Origin of the sequence: Bradyrhizobium sp. SZCCHNS3002, from assembly GCF_032377435.1 — a bacterium.
Classification (GTDB): domain Bacteria; phylum Pseudomonadota; class Alphaproteobacteria; order Rhizobiales; family Xanthobacteraceae; genus Bradyrhizobium.
In genome coordinates, this window is record NZ_JAUHHY010000007.1 from 363850 (window position 1) to 379316 (window position 15467).

Below are 15467 nucleotides of genomic sequence, written 5' to 3' on the forward strand. Positions count from 1 at the left end.
TGCTTCCGCACGCGCGATGTTCGCGGAGAAATACCCCTCACCCAGCCGAGCACGTGGATGGGCCGGCGATGCCCTCTCCCACCCTGGCGAAGCTTCGCTTCGCCTTGGGGGCGAGGGCGCATTCACGAGCACCGCAGTCGCTAGAAGCAACTAATGCGACCTGGCCAGACAGAACGCCACCACCTGCTCCAGCGCGGTCTTCATCGGTGAGGCCGGGAACAGCGCCAGCGCATCGACGGCCATCGCGCCATAGTGATGCGCGCGGCTGATCGTGTCCTCCAGGGCGCGGTGCTTGTTCATCAGCCCGATCGCATGGTCGAGATCGTGATCGCTGATCTCGCCGCGCTCCAGCGCCTTGATCCAGAAGGCACGCTCGCTGTCGCTACCGCGGCGGAACGCGAGCACCACCGGCAGCGTGATCTTGCCCTCGCGGAAATCGTCGCCGACATTCTTTCCGAGCTTGGCGGCCTTGCCGCCATAGTCGAGCACGTCGTCGACGAGCTGGAAGGCGATGCCGAGATTCATGCCGAAGGACCGCGAGGCGGTCTGCTCGGCCTTGGGCCGATCGGCGAGCACCGGCCCGACCTCGCAGGCGGCGGCGAACAGCTCGGCGGTCTTGCCGCGGATCACGGCGAGATATTCGTCCTCGGTGGTGGCGGTGTTCTTGGCGGCGGCGAGCTGCATCACCTCGCCCTCGGCGATGGTGGCGGCAGCGGCGGAGAGAATGTCGAGCGCGCGCAGCGAGCCGACCTCGACCATCATGCGGAACGCCTGGCCGAGCAGGAAGTCGCCGACCAGCACGCTGGCCTCGTTGCCCCACAGCATGCGCGCGGACAATTTGCCGCGGCGCATTTCGCTCTCGTCAACCACGTCGTCATGCAGCAGCGTCGCCGTGTGCATGAACTCGACGGCCGCGGCGAGCTTGACGTGACCGTCGCCGGTGTAGTCGGTGAGATGAGCCATCGCCAGCGTCAGCATCGGCCGCAGCCGCTTGCCGCCGGAGGAGATCAGGTGGTTTGCGACCTCCGGGATCATCGTGACGTCCGACCCGGTGCGCGACAAAATCGTAGCGTTGACCCGTTCCATGTCGGCTGCGACCAGCGCGACCAGCCCATCGATGGAGGCTCCCGATGGACTCTCGAAAGGTACGATAACCGCCACTCTGGTCTCCGATTTTGCTATGCTCGAAACGACAATAGAAACTGCGGCCGCAGGCGGCAAGGGCAGACACGGAACCTTGACCCAGGCCTTGTTGACCCAAGCCTTCTTCTTGACCCAAGCCCTTCTTGACCCAGGCCCGCATGGAGACATAACGATTGAAGGAATTGGTTCGGACCAATGATATCGTGCTGGTTTCGGCGATAGGGGCGCTGCTCGACGGCGCCGACATCCATCACCTCGTGCTCGATCAGAACATGAGCATCATCGAGGGCTCGCTCGGCATCCTGCCGCGGCGGATCCTCGTGCATGAGGACGACATTCTCCAGGCCCGGCGGCTTCTCACCGACGCCGGTCTGGCGCATGAACTGCGCCCTGATGAGTGACGCTGTCGACATTTCGGAGGACGCCGTGCTCGGCGGCCAATTGCGGCTGCGGCAGCCCACGACGGGCCATCGCGCCGGCCACGACGCAATCCTGCTGGCGGCGGCGACGGCCGCGCGTTCGGGCGATCGCGTGGTCGATCTCGGTGCCGGCGTGGGGACGGCCGGGCTGGCCTTGGCCCGGCGCGTGGGCGGTCTCAGCTTGACGCTGGTCGAGCGCGAGCCGGATCTGGCGCGGCTCGCGCGCGACAACGCACGCGCCAATGCGTTGCCGGCGGAGGTCGTGGCGCTGGACGTCGCCGCGGACGCGGCTGCTTTCGCTGCCGCAGGGCTCGGGCCCGATAGTGTCGACGTCGTGCTGATGAATCCGCCGTTCCACGATGTTGCCCGTCACCGTGCCTCGCCCGACGCCGCGCGCGCGACCGCGCACATGGCAACGGCGACGACGTTGGAGATCTGGACGCATGCCGCGCGGCGGATGCTGAAATCCGGCGGCGTGCTGACCTTGATCTGGCGGGCCGATGGTTTGAGCGAGGTGGTCGCGGCGCTGGCGCGCGGCTTCGGCAGTCTTGCCGTTCAACCGGTTCATGGCCAGGCGGGCAAGCCGGCGATCCGTATCCTGGTCCGGGCCGTTAAGGGAGGGCGGGCGCCGACCCAGATTCTCGCCGGAGTGGTGCTGAATGAGGTGGCAGGTGTGCCGAATGACGAGGCCGTGCGCGTGCTGTCGGGGCAGGGGGCGCTGGCCTTGAGCACCCCCTGAACGGTTGATCGTGGTCGGGCGTTATTGCGTCTGAGCTTCCGACTGGCGTTCGGTTACCGTCGTGAAACGGATCGCAGTCAATAGAGTACCGATCAGCAGCATCAACAGGTAGACCTTCATGTATTCCTCCGCCGCACTCTGCACCTTGTGCTCGCCGTGCAATTGCCCAGGGCATTGCAAGGCTCGTTCCAGCCCTTTGGATGGCAGCGGCGCGATAAAAAATGGTAAATCCGAGGTAACTGAATGGTGGACAATTTGACACAACCCAGCGATGCAGCCGGGCTATTCGATCGGCTGAAGGCGCTGCTTCCGGCGCGGCTGCGCGGCGTCCCGGTGGTGCCGGTCGTCCGTCTGTCCGGCGTGATAGGCGCGGTGACGCCGTTGCGGCCGGGGCTGACGCTCGCGGGCGTCGCCAAGGTGCTGGAGCGGGCGTTCTCGATGCGCAACGCCAAGGCCGTGGCGCTGGTGATCAATTCGCCGGGCGGCTCGCCGGTGCAGTCGCGCCAGATCTACTTGCGCATCCGCCAGCTCGCGGCGGAGAAGAAGCTGCCGGTGCTGGTGTTCGTCGAGGATGTCGCGGCGTCCGGCGGCTACATGATTGCGTGCGCCGGCGACGAGATCTTCTGCGATCCGTCCTCGATCCTCGGCTCGATCGGCGTGGTCGGCGGCTCGTTCGGGCTGCAGGACCTGATCAAGAAGATCGGCATCGAGCGCAGGCTCTATACCGCCGGCGAGCACAAGGCGATGCTCGATCCGTTCCTGCCGGAGAATCCCGACGACGTGGCGCGGCTGAAGAAGATCCAGCGCGAGATCCACGCGCTGTTCATCTCGCTGGTCAAGGAGAGCCGCACCACCCGGCTGAAGGGCGCCGACGATGTGCTGTTCACCGGCGAGTACTGGGCCGGCGACAGCGCCGTCACGCTGGGGCTGGCGGACGCCATCGGCGACCTCCGCGCGGTGCTGCGCGCCCGCTTCGGCGACAAGGTCGCTATGCCCGTGGTGGCGCCCGCCGGCGGCCTGCTGTCCGGGCTGCTCGGACGGCGGGCGGCAGGCGCCGGGAGCCTGGGGATCGGTTGGACCGGGCTAGCGGAGGAGCTGATCTCCGCGGTCGAAACCCGGGCGATCTGGGCTCGTTTCGGGTTCTAGAACCCGGGGGGCGCGCCATTTCGCCCCTCGCAATCCGATTGCGGGGGGAACCGGGATCGGCGACAATGGGAATCGGGGTGGCTCTGTTCATGAACGAGGATCGACCAATGCCGCCGTTCGTTGCTTTCGCGGGTATGCTGGGCGGGCTAGCCGTGGTTCGCTGGGCCTACAAGGCCGCGCAGAAGATCAACCGCGAGCTCGAAGAGGCGCGGCTGTCACGCGTCGCCGAGGCCGCGCGGGCCGCCGAGATCAAGACTCTGCGCCGCGATCCCGTCACCGGCGCCTACCGGCCGGGCTGACACGCTCCGCCGACCTTCGAACGACGGGACGTCGCCGTCGTTTCGAGGGCCCTATTGCCTTGATTCCTGATGGCCCCGCCGATACGGTCCGCGCGCTTTTCCGACGCCTGCGAAAGACCGATACCGACGATGGACTCGCTGCCTCTGCACATGCGCCCCGAACGTTCGTTCCAGGGCTTCATCCTGGCCCTGCAACGGTTCTGGGCCGAGCAGGGCTGCGTGATCCTGCAGCCCTACGACATGGAGATGGGCGCCGGCACCTTCCACCCGGCGACGACCTTGCGCGCGCTCGGGCCGAAGCCGTGGAATGCCGCCTACGTGCAGCCGTCGCGGCGGCCGAAGGACGGCCGCTACGGCGAGAATCCGAACCGGATGCAGCACTACTACCAGTTTCAGGTGATCATGAAGCCGTCGCCACCGAACCTTCAGGAATTGTACCTGAAGTCGCTCGGCGCCATCGGCATCGACGCCGCCGTGCACGACATCCGCTTCGTCGAGGACGACTGGGAGAGCCCGACGCTCGGCGCCTGGGGTCTTGGCTGGGAGTGCTGGTGCGACGGCATGGAAGTGTCGCAGTTCACCTATTTCCAGCAGGTCGCCGGCTTCGAATGCGCGCCGGTCGCGGGCGAGCTCACCTACGGCCTCGAGCGCCTGGCGATGTACGTCCAGGGCGTCGACCGCGTCTATGACCTCAACTTCAACGGCCGCGACGGCGACGCCAAGGTCACCTATGGCGACGTCTTCCTGCAGGCCGAGCGCGAATATTCGCGGCACAATTTCGAGCATGCCGACACCGACATGCTGTTCGAGCAGTTCAAGATGGCCGAGGGCGCCTGCCGCAAATATCTCGACGCCGGTTGGCGTGACGGCAATCGCCGGGAGCACCAGATGGCGCTGCCGGCCTACGACCAGTGCATCAAGGCCAGCCACGTCTTCAACCTGCTCGACGCCCGCGGCGTCATCTCCGTCACCGAACGCCAGAGCTACATCCTGCGCGTCCGCGAGCTCGCCAAGGCCTGCGGCGAGGCCTGGCTGCATACGGAAGCGGGCGGGGCGGGCGCTGGTTAGAACGAACGCGGCTGCGTCCGGGGCCTCATGGTTCGAGACGCGCCGCCTGCGGCGCTCCTCACCATGAGGGTCTTTCGGATCTCGCCGCAAAATCAGACCTCGTCCTGAGGAGCCCGCCTTCGCCGGGCGTCTCGAAGGACGGTGGGAGGCAAGCTGCTTTCCACGAGTTTAGCAATTCGCGATGGCCTGTCCCTCCAGGGGAAGGTGGTTCTTCGTGCAGAGAGACTTGAGACATGCCCGACCTTCTCCTCGAACTGTTCTCCGAAGAAATCCCCGCGCGCATGCAGGCCAAGGCGGCCGACGATCTGCGCCGCATGGTCACCGACAAGCTGGTCGCCGAAGGGCTCGTCTATGAAGGCGCCAAGGCGTTCGCGACGCCGCGGCGGCTGGCGCTGACCGTGCACGGCATTCCCGCGCGGCAGGCTGACTTGAAAGAGGAGCGCAAGGGTCCGCGCGTGGGCGGCGCTGACGCGGCGATCCAGGGATTTCTGAAAGCAACCGGCCTGTCCTCGATCGAGGAGGCCACGATCCAGCGCGATCCGAAGAAGGGCGACTTCTACGTCGCGCTGATCGAGAAGCCCGGCCGCGCCACGCTCGACGTGCTCGCCGAGATGCTGCCGGTGATCGTGCGCACATTCCCGTGGCCGAAATCGATGCGCTGGGGCAAGCGCTCGGAAAAGCCCGGCGCGCTGAACTGGGTGCGTCCGCTGCACGCGATCACCGCGACCTTCGGCCTGGAAACCGAGGAGCCCGACGTGATCAGCTTCGCGGTCGACGGCATCGAGGCGGGACAGACCACGTTCGGCCACCGCTTCATGGCGCCCGCGCCGATCTCGGTGCGCCGCTTCGAGGATTATGAGGCGAAGCTGCTCGACGCCAAGGTCGTGCTCGATCCTGACCGCCGCAAGGACACCATCGTCACCGACGCCAAGCAGCTCGCGTTTGCGCAAGGCTATGAGCTGGTCGAGGACCCCGTATTGCTCGATGAGGTCGCGGGCCTGGTCGAATGGCCGGTGGTGCTGATGGGATCGTTCGATCCGGAGTATCTGAAGGTCCCCGGCGAGGTGATCCGCGCCACCATCCGCAACAACCAGAAATGCTTCGTGGTCCGCGATCCCAAGACCGGAGGTCTCGCGCCAAAATTCATCCTGACCGCGAACATCGAGGCGACCGACGGCGGCAAGACCATCATCGCCGGCAACGAGCGCGTCATCCGCGCCCGGCTGTCGGATGCGAAGTTCTTCTATGAGACCGACCTCAAGACGAAGCTCGAGGACCGGCTGCCGAAGTTCGAGCAGATCGTGTTCCACGAGAAGCTGGGGACGCAGGCCGCGCGTATCGCCCGCATCGAGAAACTGGCAGCCGAGATCGCGCCTACTGTCGGCGCCGATGCCGCGAAGACCGCGCGTGCGGCCAAGCTCGCCAAGGCCGACCTGCTGACCGAGGTCGTCGGTGAGTTTCCGGAAGTGCAGGGGCTGATGGGCAAGTACTACGCGCTGGCCCAGGGTGAAGATGCGTCGGTCGCTGCCGCTTGCGAAGAGCACTACAAGCCGCAGGGGCCGGGAGATCGTGTGCCGACCGACAAGGTCGCGGTGGCCGTGGCGCTCGCGGACAAGCTCGATACGCTGGTCGGCTTCTGGGCGATCGACGAGAAGCCGACGGGCTCGAAGGACCCGTATGCGCTGCGGCGCGCGGCGCTGGGCGTGATCAGGCTAGTCTTGGAAAGCGATCTTCGCATATCAATTGGTACTCTTGTTAGTCCGCTTTTTGAGAAGATAGATCTCGCCAATGTCATGCGGGATATACAGGCTCGAGACGAGGCCTCAAAAAAACTTGGCATCACCATTGGAGCGATTGCTAGCGGCGGACACCGCAGTGAGGTTTCTTTCGGTGGGCGATTCTTGGATGAGAGGGCCGTTAACCTCCTCTCCTTCTTCGCCGACCGCCTCAAGGTGCAACTGCGCGAGCAGGGCGCCCGCCACGATCTCGTCGACGCCGTGTTCGCGCTCGGCGGGCAGGATGACCTGCTGATGGTCGTCCGCCGCGTCGAGGCGCTCGGCAAGTTCCTTGACAGCGACGACGGCAAGAACCTGCTCGCTGGCACCAAGCGCGCCTCCAACATCCTCGCCATCGAGGAGAAGAAGGACAAGCGCAAGTTCGAGGGTGCGCCGGATGCCGCGCTCTACAAGCTCGACGAGGAGAAGGCGCTGGCCAAGGCGATCGGCGAGGTCGCTGCGGAAGCGGGCGCCGCCGTCGCCAAGGAGGACTTCGCCGCGGCGATGCGTGCCATGGCGAAGCTGCGTCCGGCGGTCGATGCGTTCTTCGACAAGGTGAAGGTCAACGACGACGACGCAGCCATCCGCGAGAACCGACTCAGGCTGCTGAACGAGATCCGTAGCGCTACGCGCGCGGTCGCGGACTTCTCCAAGATCGAGGGCTGAGGATGGACCACCCGACGCTCGCCGCCTATGACCGTGAGGCGGCGGCGTTCGCGGCCGACTGGCATGCGCAGCCGGCGCCGGCCGATCTCCACGCCATCATCAGGCGCTGCTTCGTGTCCGGTGGCCGCACCGCGGACATCGGCTGCGGCAGCGGCCGCGAGGTCGGCTGGCTGAATGCCAACGGGTATCCTGCGGAAGGTTTCGACGCGTCGGAGGGACTGCTGGCTGAAGCCCGCACGCGCTATCCGAACGCGTCGTTCACGCATGCCGAACTGCCTGCCCTCGCCAGCATCGCGGATGCAAGCTTCGACAATTTGCTGTGCGAGACCGTGCTGATGCATCTCGATCGCAGCGACGTGGTGCCGTCGGTGCGGCGGATGCGCGCGATCACGAAGCCCGGTGGCGTCCTGTATTTGAGCTGGCGGGTGACGGAGCAGGCCGATCAGCGCGATGGGCACGGCCGGCTCTATGCGGTGGTCGACCTCGCAACCATCCGCGCGGTCTTTGCAGGAGATACGACGCTGCTCGACAAGCAGGTCGTCAGTAAGTCCTCAGGCAAGATCATTCACCGCATGGTGGTGAAGAAGGCCGGTTGAGTGCAGGCGCGCCGCGCTGCATCCTCTGGCTCGTCATTGCGAGGCGCTCTTGCGCCGAAGCAATCCAGGGGCTCCGACGGCAGACTGTCTGTGTGGCGCCTGGATCGCGTCGCTGCGCTCGCGATGACGACCAGAAGCGGTATCCCACAAAAGTAAGCCCCGCCCGGCGGGGGGAACCGGGCAGGGCCTTTTACATCTGGCCGCTTGCGGGGGCGTTGGCGACCAAATGCAGCTCTATAACTACTCAACCACCTGAATGATCCGCCGGGATCGCGGCTCGACGAGAACAGTTTCGCCGTTCACCACGGTGTATCGGTAAGGTGTCGCGCCGAAGCGCTGCGGAACGTCGTAATATGTAACACCGGACTCCGGAAGCACGGCGCCAACAACTACGCGATCGGGGATCACATAGTTGGGAACGCGCTCGCGGACGACATATTCGCGAAACTCCGGCCGGCGCTCGACCGTGATCACTGGAGCGTCGTCCTCGACCACGACGCTGCGGCCGACGCCCGTCGTGTAGGATTGCGCCTGTGCGGTCGCCGGAATCACGACTGCGGCCACGAGGGCAGCAAGGGTGAGATGGGTTCGCATGGACGGGACTCCTGAGCTGTTGATCGCTGAGAGAGACCGGCGCGTGCCGGCACCTGCTTCCCAATGCCCGCAACAGATCATCGTTCCGCGCGGCGGACCGTGGAACCGGCGGCATTTTTGCGGCAGATCCGGTGGTGGGGGAACCGGAACTCGTGCCGTGCGTCTCCTATTCCGCCACGATGGGCCAGGATAAAGTCCGGCCAAATCGAATCGCCCCAGCCTCGTCCTTCAATCAATCAGAGCTCGTCGATGACCCTGACCGTTGCCCATATCTCGCCGATCATGTCCGTGATCGCCGGCGTCCTGATCCTGATCATGCCGCGCCTGCTGAACCTGATCGTTGCGATCTTCCTCATCCTGAACGGCCTGATCGGCATGGGCCTGCTGAAGTGGCTGCACTTCTAGTCCCAAGGTCGGGAACCCCCGAGCTTGCGCCGCAGCGCCCAAAGTGGTGTAAGGCGCGCGATTTCTCCTCCCATTTGCGGATCGAAGCACCTCATGGCCAAAGCGGTAGCGAAGTCTAAGAAAGTTACAGCGAAATCAAAGCCTTCCAAGCCGGGTAAGGCCAAGACCGCAGCACTCGCTCCGCCGCGCAAGGCGCTCAAGACGGCGTCGAAGCCCGTTGCCAAGGCCCCGGCCAAGGTCGCGCCCAGGTCTGCACCGAAGGCGCCGGTGAAAACCGCTCCGAAGAAGCCGGCCAAAACGGCTGCCAGGCCGGTCGCCAAGGCTGCGAAGGCGTCGGCGGCAAAGGCCCCGGCCAAGAGCGCGGCCACCGCGATCAAGCCGAACAAGTGGGTCTACACCTTCGGTGACGGCAAGGCCGAAGGTAAGGCCGGCCTGCGCGATCTGCTCGGCGGCAAGGGCGCCAATCTGGCCGAGATGGCCAATCTCGGCCTGCCGGTGCCCCCGGGCTTCACCATCCCGACCTCGGTCTGCACCTACTTCTACGCCAACGACAAGACCTACCCGAAGGAGCTGCAGTCGCAGGTCGACAAGGCGCTCGACTACATCGGCAAATTGACCGGCAAGAAATTCGGCGATCCGGAGAACCCGCTGCTGGTCTCGGTGCGCTCCGGCGCCCGCGCCTCGATGCCGGGCATGATGGACACCGTGCTCAATCTCGGTCTCAACGACCAGACGGTGGAGGCGCTGGCGTCGCTGTCGGGCGATCGCCGCTTCGCCTTCGACAGCTATCGCCGTTTCATCACGATGTATTCGGATGTCGTGCTCGGCTTCGAGCACCATCATTTCGAGGATATCCTCGACAGCTTCAAGGACGCCCAGGGCTATCAGCTCGACACCGATCTCTCGTCCGAGGATTGGGAGATGCTGGTCGGCAAGTACAAGGAAGCCGTCGCCACCGAGACCGGCAAGGACTTCCCGCAGGACCCGCATGACCAGCTCTGGGGCGCCATCGGCGCGGTGTTCTCATCCTGGATGAACGCGCGCGCGGTGACCTATCGCAAGCTGCACGACATCCCGGAATCCTGGGGCACCGCCGTCAACGTCCAGGCCATGGTGTTCGGCAACATGGGCGACACCTCGGCCACCGGCGTCGCCTTCACCCGCAATCCCTCGACCGGCGAGAGCAAGCTCTACGGCGAGTTCCTGATCAATGCGCAGGGCGAGGACGTCGTCGCCGGCATCCGCACCCCGCAGGACATCACCGAGGATGCCCGCGTCGAATCCGGCTCCGACAAGGCGTCGATGGAAGTCGCGATGCCCGACGCGTTCAAGGAGCTGACCCGCATCTACACGCTGCTCGAGCAGCACTACCGTGACATGCAGGACATGGAGTTCACGGTCGAGCGCGGCAAGCTGTGGATGCTGCAGACCCGCAGCGGCAAGCGCACCGCCAAGGCGGCGCTGCGCATCGCCGTCGAGCTCGCCAATGAGGGCCTGATCTCGGAGAACGATGCCGTGCTCCGCGTCGACCCGGCCTCGCTCGATCAGCTCCTGCACCCGACCATCGATCCCGCCGCCAAGCGCGATGTGGTCGCGACCGGCCTGCCGGCCTCGCCGGGCGCGGCCTCGGGCGAGATCGTGTTCTCCTCGGACGAGGCCACCAAGCTGCAGGCCGACGGTCGCAAGGTGATCCTGGTCCGCATCGAGACCTCGCCGGAGGATATCCACGGCATGCATGCCGCCGAGGGCATCCTGACCACGCGCGGCGGCATGACCTCGCACGCCGCCGTCGTCGCGCGCGGCATGGGCAAGCCCTGCGTCTCCGGCTGCGGCACGATCCGCGTCGACTACGGCCGGGGCACGATGAGCATCGGCTCGCGCACCTTCAAGACCGGCGACGTCATCACCATTGACGGCTCCGTCGGCCAGGTGCTGGCCGGCCGCATGCCGATGATCGAGCCGGAGCTGTCCGGCGAGTTCGGCACCCTGATGGGCTGGGCGGACGCCGTGCGCGAGACCGGCGTGCGCGTCAATGCCGACACCCCGGAGGATGCGCGCACCGCCATCAAGTTCGGCGCCGAGGGCATCGGCCTGTGCCGCACCGAGCACATGTTCTTCGAGGAGACGCGCATCCGCACGGTGCGCGAGATGATCCTCTCCGAGGAAGAGCAGGAGCGCCGCGCCGCGCTCGCCAAGCTGCTGCCGATGCAGCGCGCCGACTTCGTCGAGCTGTTCGAGATCATGAAGGGGCTTCCCGTCACGATCCGTCTGCTCGATCCGCCGCTGCACGAGTTCCTGCCGCACACCCAGGCCGAGGTCGAGGAAGTCGCGCGCGCGATGAACACCGATCCGCGTCGCCTGGCCGACCGCGCCCGCGAGCTCTCCGAGTTCAACCCGATGCTCGGCTTCCGCGGCTGCCGCCTGGCGATCGCCTATCCGGAGATCGCGGAGATGCAGGCGCGCGCGATCTTCGAGGCGGCGGTCGAGGCCGAGAAGCGCACCGGCGAGGCCGTCGGCCTCGAGGTGATGGTGCCGCTGATCGCGACCAAGGCCGAGTTCGATCTGGTCAAGGCGCGCATCGACGCGATGGCGCAGGCGGTGATCCGCGAGACCGGCGCCAAGCTGGAGTACCAGGTCGGCACCATGATCGAGCTGCCGCGTGCCGCGCTGATGGCCGGCCAGATCGCGGAAGCCGCCGAGTTCTTCTCGTTCGGCACCAACGATCTGACGCAGACCACCTACGGCATCAGCCGCGACGACGCCGGCAGCTTCCTCGGCGCCTACGTCGCCAAGGGCATCCTCGAGATCGATCCGTTCATCTCGATCGACCGCGAGGGTGTCGGCGAGCTGGTCAAGATCGGCGTCGAGCGCGGCCGCGCCACGCGGCCCACGCTCAAGGTCGGCATCTGCGGCGAGCATGGCGGCGATCCGGCCTCGGTGGCGTTCTGCCACAAGGTCGGCATGAACTACGTCTCGTGCTCGCCCTACCGCGTGCCGATCGCGCGCCTCGCCGCCGCGCAATCCGCGCTCGGCAAGGAGATCGCGAGCCAGGCCTGATCTTGCTGCGATCGATCTGATCTGATGAAGGCCGGCACATGTTGCCGGCCTTTTTCATTGCTGAGGGTTCGTCACCATGGGGCGCACACGTGACGCAAGCTGCACTCCTTCTCCAACACTGCCGTCATTCTGGGGGCGCTCCGGAATGACGAGTGGAGAGAGCAACGGCGCAGGTCCGATGGAACACTCCGCCGCCGTCAATTATGCGCAGATGATTTTCATTCACCGCGTTCGTTGACCGAATGTTCACCGTTCTCGTCGGCGCGCTGTTTACCACACATATCGATCGCAAAACGCTCTGCAACTTCCCCGCTTGCCTGTCTCACGATTGCAACGCGGATTAACTCCTCGGCAACCTAAACCCGATACGAAGAGAGAAGATCGAATTGCACGGAAGCACTGTTGTTCGGTCGATCCAGTAAGCGTTGCGTTGAGCGTACCGATGTTAGTTCTGCGTCCCGGTCCGAAGGGCGCGCGATATGCGTCCTTCGGACTCGGTCTCTGCGTCTTCGCTCTGATGCCGACAGAGACCGGGTATCAAGACATCGCTTCTCTGCTCGCCCGCCAGCCGGGCGTCGCCGAGCGTTGGCAGAAGCGCGTGTTCTCGGCTGCGGCCTCCATTCAGCTCGCTACCTACAGTTTCGGCCGTCCGATCGGAACCTCGGCGCCGCAGGCGGGGAGCATCCGCCTCGCGAGCCTCGATGGCCGCGGCCTCGACATCACCGGGTCGACGCCGCGCAATCCGGTGCTGCAGGTTCCGCCGCGCTACCAAGCCTCCGACTTTCCCAAGGTCGATCGCACGCTGAAGGGCGATCGTCTCGTCGTGCGCCCGCCGACGCCGTCGGCGCAGCCGACCGAATCGGCCGCGCCCGTCGAGCCCGCGCCGTCCGAGCCCGCGCCAACGCCATCGACACAGCCCGATTCGAACTCCTCGGTGTTCGGCGCCAAGACGACGGAAGCGCCGGCGCAGGCGCCGCTCCCGCAGCGCGCTGCACTCGATCCCGAATTGCAGGAGGCGCTGAGCGCGCCGCCGCTCGCGCAATACGACGCGACGAAGTCCGAGATCCAGCCCTCGGGCGAGCTGAAGCCTGCAACCGATCAGATCCTGGTGGACGGCGCCGTCAGCTATGACGGCCTCAACGTCAAGACGTCCAATCTCTATTTCGGCACGTCGTCGCTGGGCGGTGCTGCCGGCACCATGGAGACATGGCTGCCGGGCGAGGCGCCGCTGATCGTGATGCCGGATCCGGACCTCAAGCCGATGGCGGTGCTGTCACAGCCGGCCGACGATGCTGCCAAGGCCGGTGATGGCGGCGAGAGCATCGCGCCGAAAGGCGAGGTCAACGCCGACAATCAGCGCGACAGGACTCCGGCTGAACGCCTGGGGCTCACCGACGAGAAGGCGCGCTTCAAGTCCGAGAAGTGCCTCGCTGAAGCGGTCTATTTCGAATCCCGCGGCGAGGCGGTGCGCGGCCAGATGGCCGTGGCGCAGGTCGTGCTGAACCGGGCGTTCTCCGGCTACTATCCCACCACGGTGTGCGGCGTCGTCTACCAGAACAAATACCGCCACTTCGCCTGCCAGTTCACCTTCGCCTGCGACAACAATCCGGAGGTCATTCGCGAGCCCGAGATGTGGGACCGCGCCAGGAAGATCGCGAAGGCCATGCTCGACGGCCAGATCTGGCTGCCGGAGGTTGGCAAGTCGACCCACTATCATGCCTATTGGGTGCGGCCATCCTGGGTCGCCGAGATGAAGCGGATGTACAAGTTCGGCGTCCACACCTTCTACCGGCCGAAGAAGTGGGGCGACGGCAGCGACGCGCCGAGCTGGGGCACGCCACAGCAGACGGCGGCCATTTCGGCCGAGCTCACCGAGGCCGCCAAGAGCGAGGCCGAGATCAATCCGAACTGGACGCGGCGCTAGGCGCTGAGCGAGCGTGGCAGGCGCACCGTCGGCCGCGCGCTGAGCTCGTCGGCGATTTCGCGCGCCGCCGTGAGCGTCGTCATCGTCCGCTGCGCAAAGCCCGGATTCTCGGCCGGGCAATCGGCGCGGCAATGCGCGCCGCGGCTCTCGCGCCGGCTCCAGGCCGCGGTGGCGATCAGCAGCGCGGCGCTCGCCATGTTGCGCAGCCTCGGGCTGCCGGCGTCGCGCTCCATCCTGGCAATCGCGGCGATGGCCTCGGCCAGCCGCTCCTCGTCGCGGATGACGCCGAGCTGGCTCGTCATCATCTCGCGCAGCGACACCTCCGCAGCGCCCGCACAGGATCCGGCCGGATCGGCGAACGCAACGTGCTGCAGGGTGGAGGAGGCGGTGAACGTCCGGCCGGAGATGTCGTCGGCAATCCGCCGGGCGAACACCAGCGCGCCGAGCAGCGCGTTGCCGGCGATGTGATTGGCGCCATCCGTTGCCGTCGCGGCGACTTCACCTGCCGCCCAGAGCCCCTCGATCGTGCTGCGGCCCCGCGCGTCGACCGCGATCCCGCCCATGTGGAAATGCGCCGCCGGCGCCACTGGAATCGGCTGGCGGGTCGGATCGAGCCCCGCGGCGGCGCAGGCCCGATGCAGCATCGGATAGCGCTCGGCGACGTCGTCATCGAGCACGTCGCGCGCATCGAGAAAGGCGCCGCGTCCGGCGATGATCTCGGCCATGACGCCGCGGGCCACCGTGTCGCGCGGGGCAAGATCGACCAGCGGATGGCGCGGCAGCATGAAGCGCTGGCCGCGCCGGTTGACCAGGATCGCGCCGGCGCCGCGCAGACTCTCGCTCACAACCGGCGCCGGATCGCGACCGGTCATCATCGCGGTCGGATGAAACTGCACGAACTCCGGATCGGCAATCACCGCACCGGCGCGCGCGGCGATGGCGAGACCGATGCCGGTGGCGTGCGGCGGATTCGTGGTCGCCGCGAACAGCCGGCCGATGCCGCCGGTGGCCAGCACGATTGCCGGCGCTGCGATCAGCATCGGCGCGGCCGCGTCGTCATCGGTCGGCCGCAGTTGCAGGCCACGCACCGCGCCGTCTTCCGTCAGCAGCGCGTCGGCGACGTGGCCCTCGATGATGCGGATCGAGGGCGTCGCGCGCACGGCTTGCGACAGCGCGGTGATGATCGCCTGTCCGGTGAAGTCCCCGCGAACGCTGAGAATCCGTCGCGCGGCGTGCGCAGCCGCACGAGACGTCGCCAGCCTGCCGCCGTGATCACGATCGAATGTCACGCCGAGGCGGACCAGGTCCTCGATCGCGGCCGAAGCATCGCGCGCGAGCGCCAGCGCAGCCGTCGCGTCGACCAGGCCGCCACCCGCAGCGATCATGTCGGCGGCGTGGGTATCGGGGCTGTCGCCGGATGACACCGCTGCCGCGATGTCGGCCTGCATCGTCGTGCCGAACGAGGCTTCACCCAATGAGGTCGCGGAGATCAGCGTGACCGGCTGCGGGGCGAGCTTCAGCGCGCAGAACAGTCCGGCAACTCCGGCGCCGACGATCACGACGTGGCCGGATGTCTCGATCTGATCGTGGTCCATGTGCTGTCCAAATTCCACATTCCGTGCCCATGTGTACCGCG

At 66.4% G+C, this 15467-nt stretch carries 13 protein-coding genes; 10 read left to right on the forward strand and 3 right to left on the reverse strand.

The annotated features are described in order from the left end of the window. Positions 1 to 150: 150 nt before the first annotated feature. Positions 151 to 1161 (reverse strand): polyprenyl synthetase family protein, encoded by a 1011-nt coding sequence (locus QW845_RS17720; protein ID WP_315717243.1) that lies wholly within the window; start codon positions 1159 to 1161, stop codon positions 151 to 153. Between the two features lie 155 nt (positions 1162 to 1316). Between QW845_RS17720 and QW845_RS17725 the strand changes: the two genes are divergently transcribed. The 7 genes from QW845_RS17725 (at position 1317) to QW845_RS17755 (ending at position 7851) form a co-directional block, all read left to right on the forward strand. After that, entirely contained in the window at positions 1317 to 1544 is a 228-nt protein-coding gene (locus tag QW845_RS17725) for a DUF2007 domain-containing protein (protein WP_315802830.1), read from the forward strand. Further along, entirely contained in the window at positions 1537 to 2301 is a 765-nt protein-coding gene (locus QW845_RS17730; protein ID WP_315802831.1) for a tRNA1(Val) (adenine(37)-N6)-methyltransferase, read from the forward strand. The genes QW845_RS17725 and QW845_RS17730 overlap by 8 nt, the downstream gene beginning before the upstream one ends. A gap of 243 nt (positions 2302 to 2544) precedes the next feature. Next, entirely contained in the window at positions 2545 to 3447 is a 903-nt protein-coding gene (locus QW845_RS17735) for a S49 family peptidase (RefSeq protein WP_315802832.1), read from the forward strand. 107 nt (positions 3448 to 3554) lie between these two features. Then, complete coding sequence (locus tag QW845_RS17740) at positions 3555 to 3746, forward strand: hypothetical protein (RefSeq protein ID WP_315802833.1); 192 nt, start codon at positions 3555 to 3557, stop codon at positions 3744 to 3746. A 129-nt stretch (positions 3747 to 3875) separates the two neighbouring features. Next, on the forward strand, positions 3876 to 4814 hold the full coding sequence (locus tag QW845_RS17745) for a glycine--tRNA ligase subunit alpha (protein WP_315802834.1): 939 nt from the start codon (positions 3876 to 3878) through the stop codon (positions 4812 to 4814). A gap of 233 nt (positions 4815 to 5047) precedes the next feature. After that, the gene (glyS, locus tag QW845_RS17750; RefSeq protein ID WP_315802835.1) at positions 5048 to 7255 is read left to right on the forward strand and encodes a glycine--tRNA ligase subunit beta; all 2208 of its coding nucleotides are present in this window, start codon (positions 5048 to 5050) and stop codon (positions 7253 to 7255) included. A 2-nt stretch (positions 7256 to 7257) separates the two neighbouring features. Then, the gene (locus QW845_RS17755; RefSeq protein ID WP_315802836.1) at positions 7258 to 7851 is read left to right on the forward strand and encodes a class I SAM-dependent methyltransferase; all 594 of its coding nucleotides are present in this window, start codon (positions 7258 to 7260) and stop codon (positions 7849 to 7851) included. Positions 7852 to 8091: 240 nt separating this feature from the next. On the opposite strand, the gene QW845_RS17760 is transcribed toward QW845_RS17755, so the two are convergent. Next, positions 8092 to 8445 carry a DUF1236 domain-containing protein gene (locus tag QW845_RS17760; protein ID WP_315802837.1) on the reverse strand — a complete coding sequence of 118 codons (354 nt, stop codon included), beginning with the start codon at positions 8443 to 8445 and terminating at the stop codon, positions 8092 to 8094. Positions 8446 to 8694: 249 nt separating this feature from the next. Between QW845_RS17760 and QW845_RS17765 the strand changes: the two genes are divergently transcribed. The 3 genes from QW845_RS17765 (at position 8695) to QW845_RS17775 (ending at position 13831) form a co-directional block, all read left to right on the forward strand. Continuing rightward, positions 8695 to 8850, forward strand: coding sequence for a DUF3096 domain-containing protein (locus QW845_RS17765; protein ID WP_012042558.1), 156 nt, complete (start codon positions 8695 to 8697; stop codon positions 8848 to 8850). A gap of 93 nt (positions 8851 to 8943) precedes the next feature. Next, complete coding sequence (gene ppdK, locus QW845_RS17770; RefSeq protein ID WP_315802838.1) at positions 8944 to 11907, forward strand: pyruvate, phosphate dikinase; 2964 nt, start codon at positions 8944 to 8946, stop codon at positions 11905 to 11907. Positions 11908 to 12349: 442 nt separating this feature from the next. Further along, positions 12350 to 13831 (forward strand): cell wall hydrolase, encoded by a 1482-nt coding sequence (locus QW845_RS17775; RefSeq protein ID WP_315802839.1) that lies wholly within the window; start codon positions 12350 to 12352, stop codon positions 13829 to 13831. On the opposite strand, the gene QW845_RS17780 is transcribed toward QW845_RS17775, so the two are convergent. Beyond that, positions 13828 to 15426: an L-aspartate oxidase gene (locus QW845_RS17780; RefSeq protein ID WP_315802840.1), complete on the reverse strand. Its 1599-nt coding sequence runs from the start codon at positions 15424 to 15426 to the stop codon at positions 13828 to 13830. The genes QW845_RS17775 and QW845_RS17780 overlap by 4 nt on opposite strands. Positions 15427 to 15467: the final 41 nt, after the last annotated feature.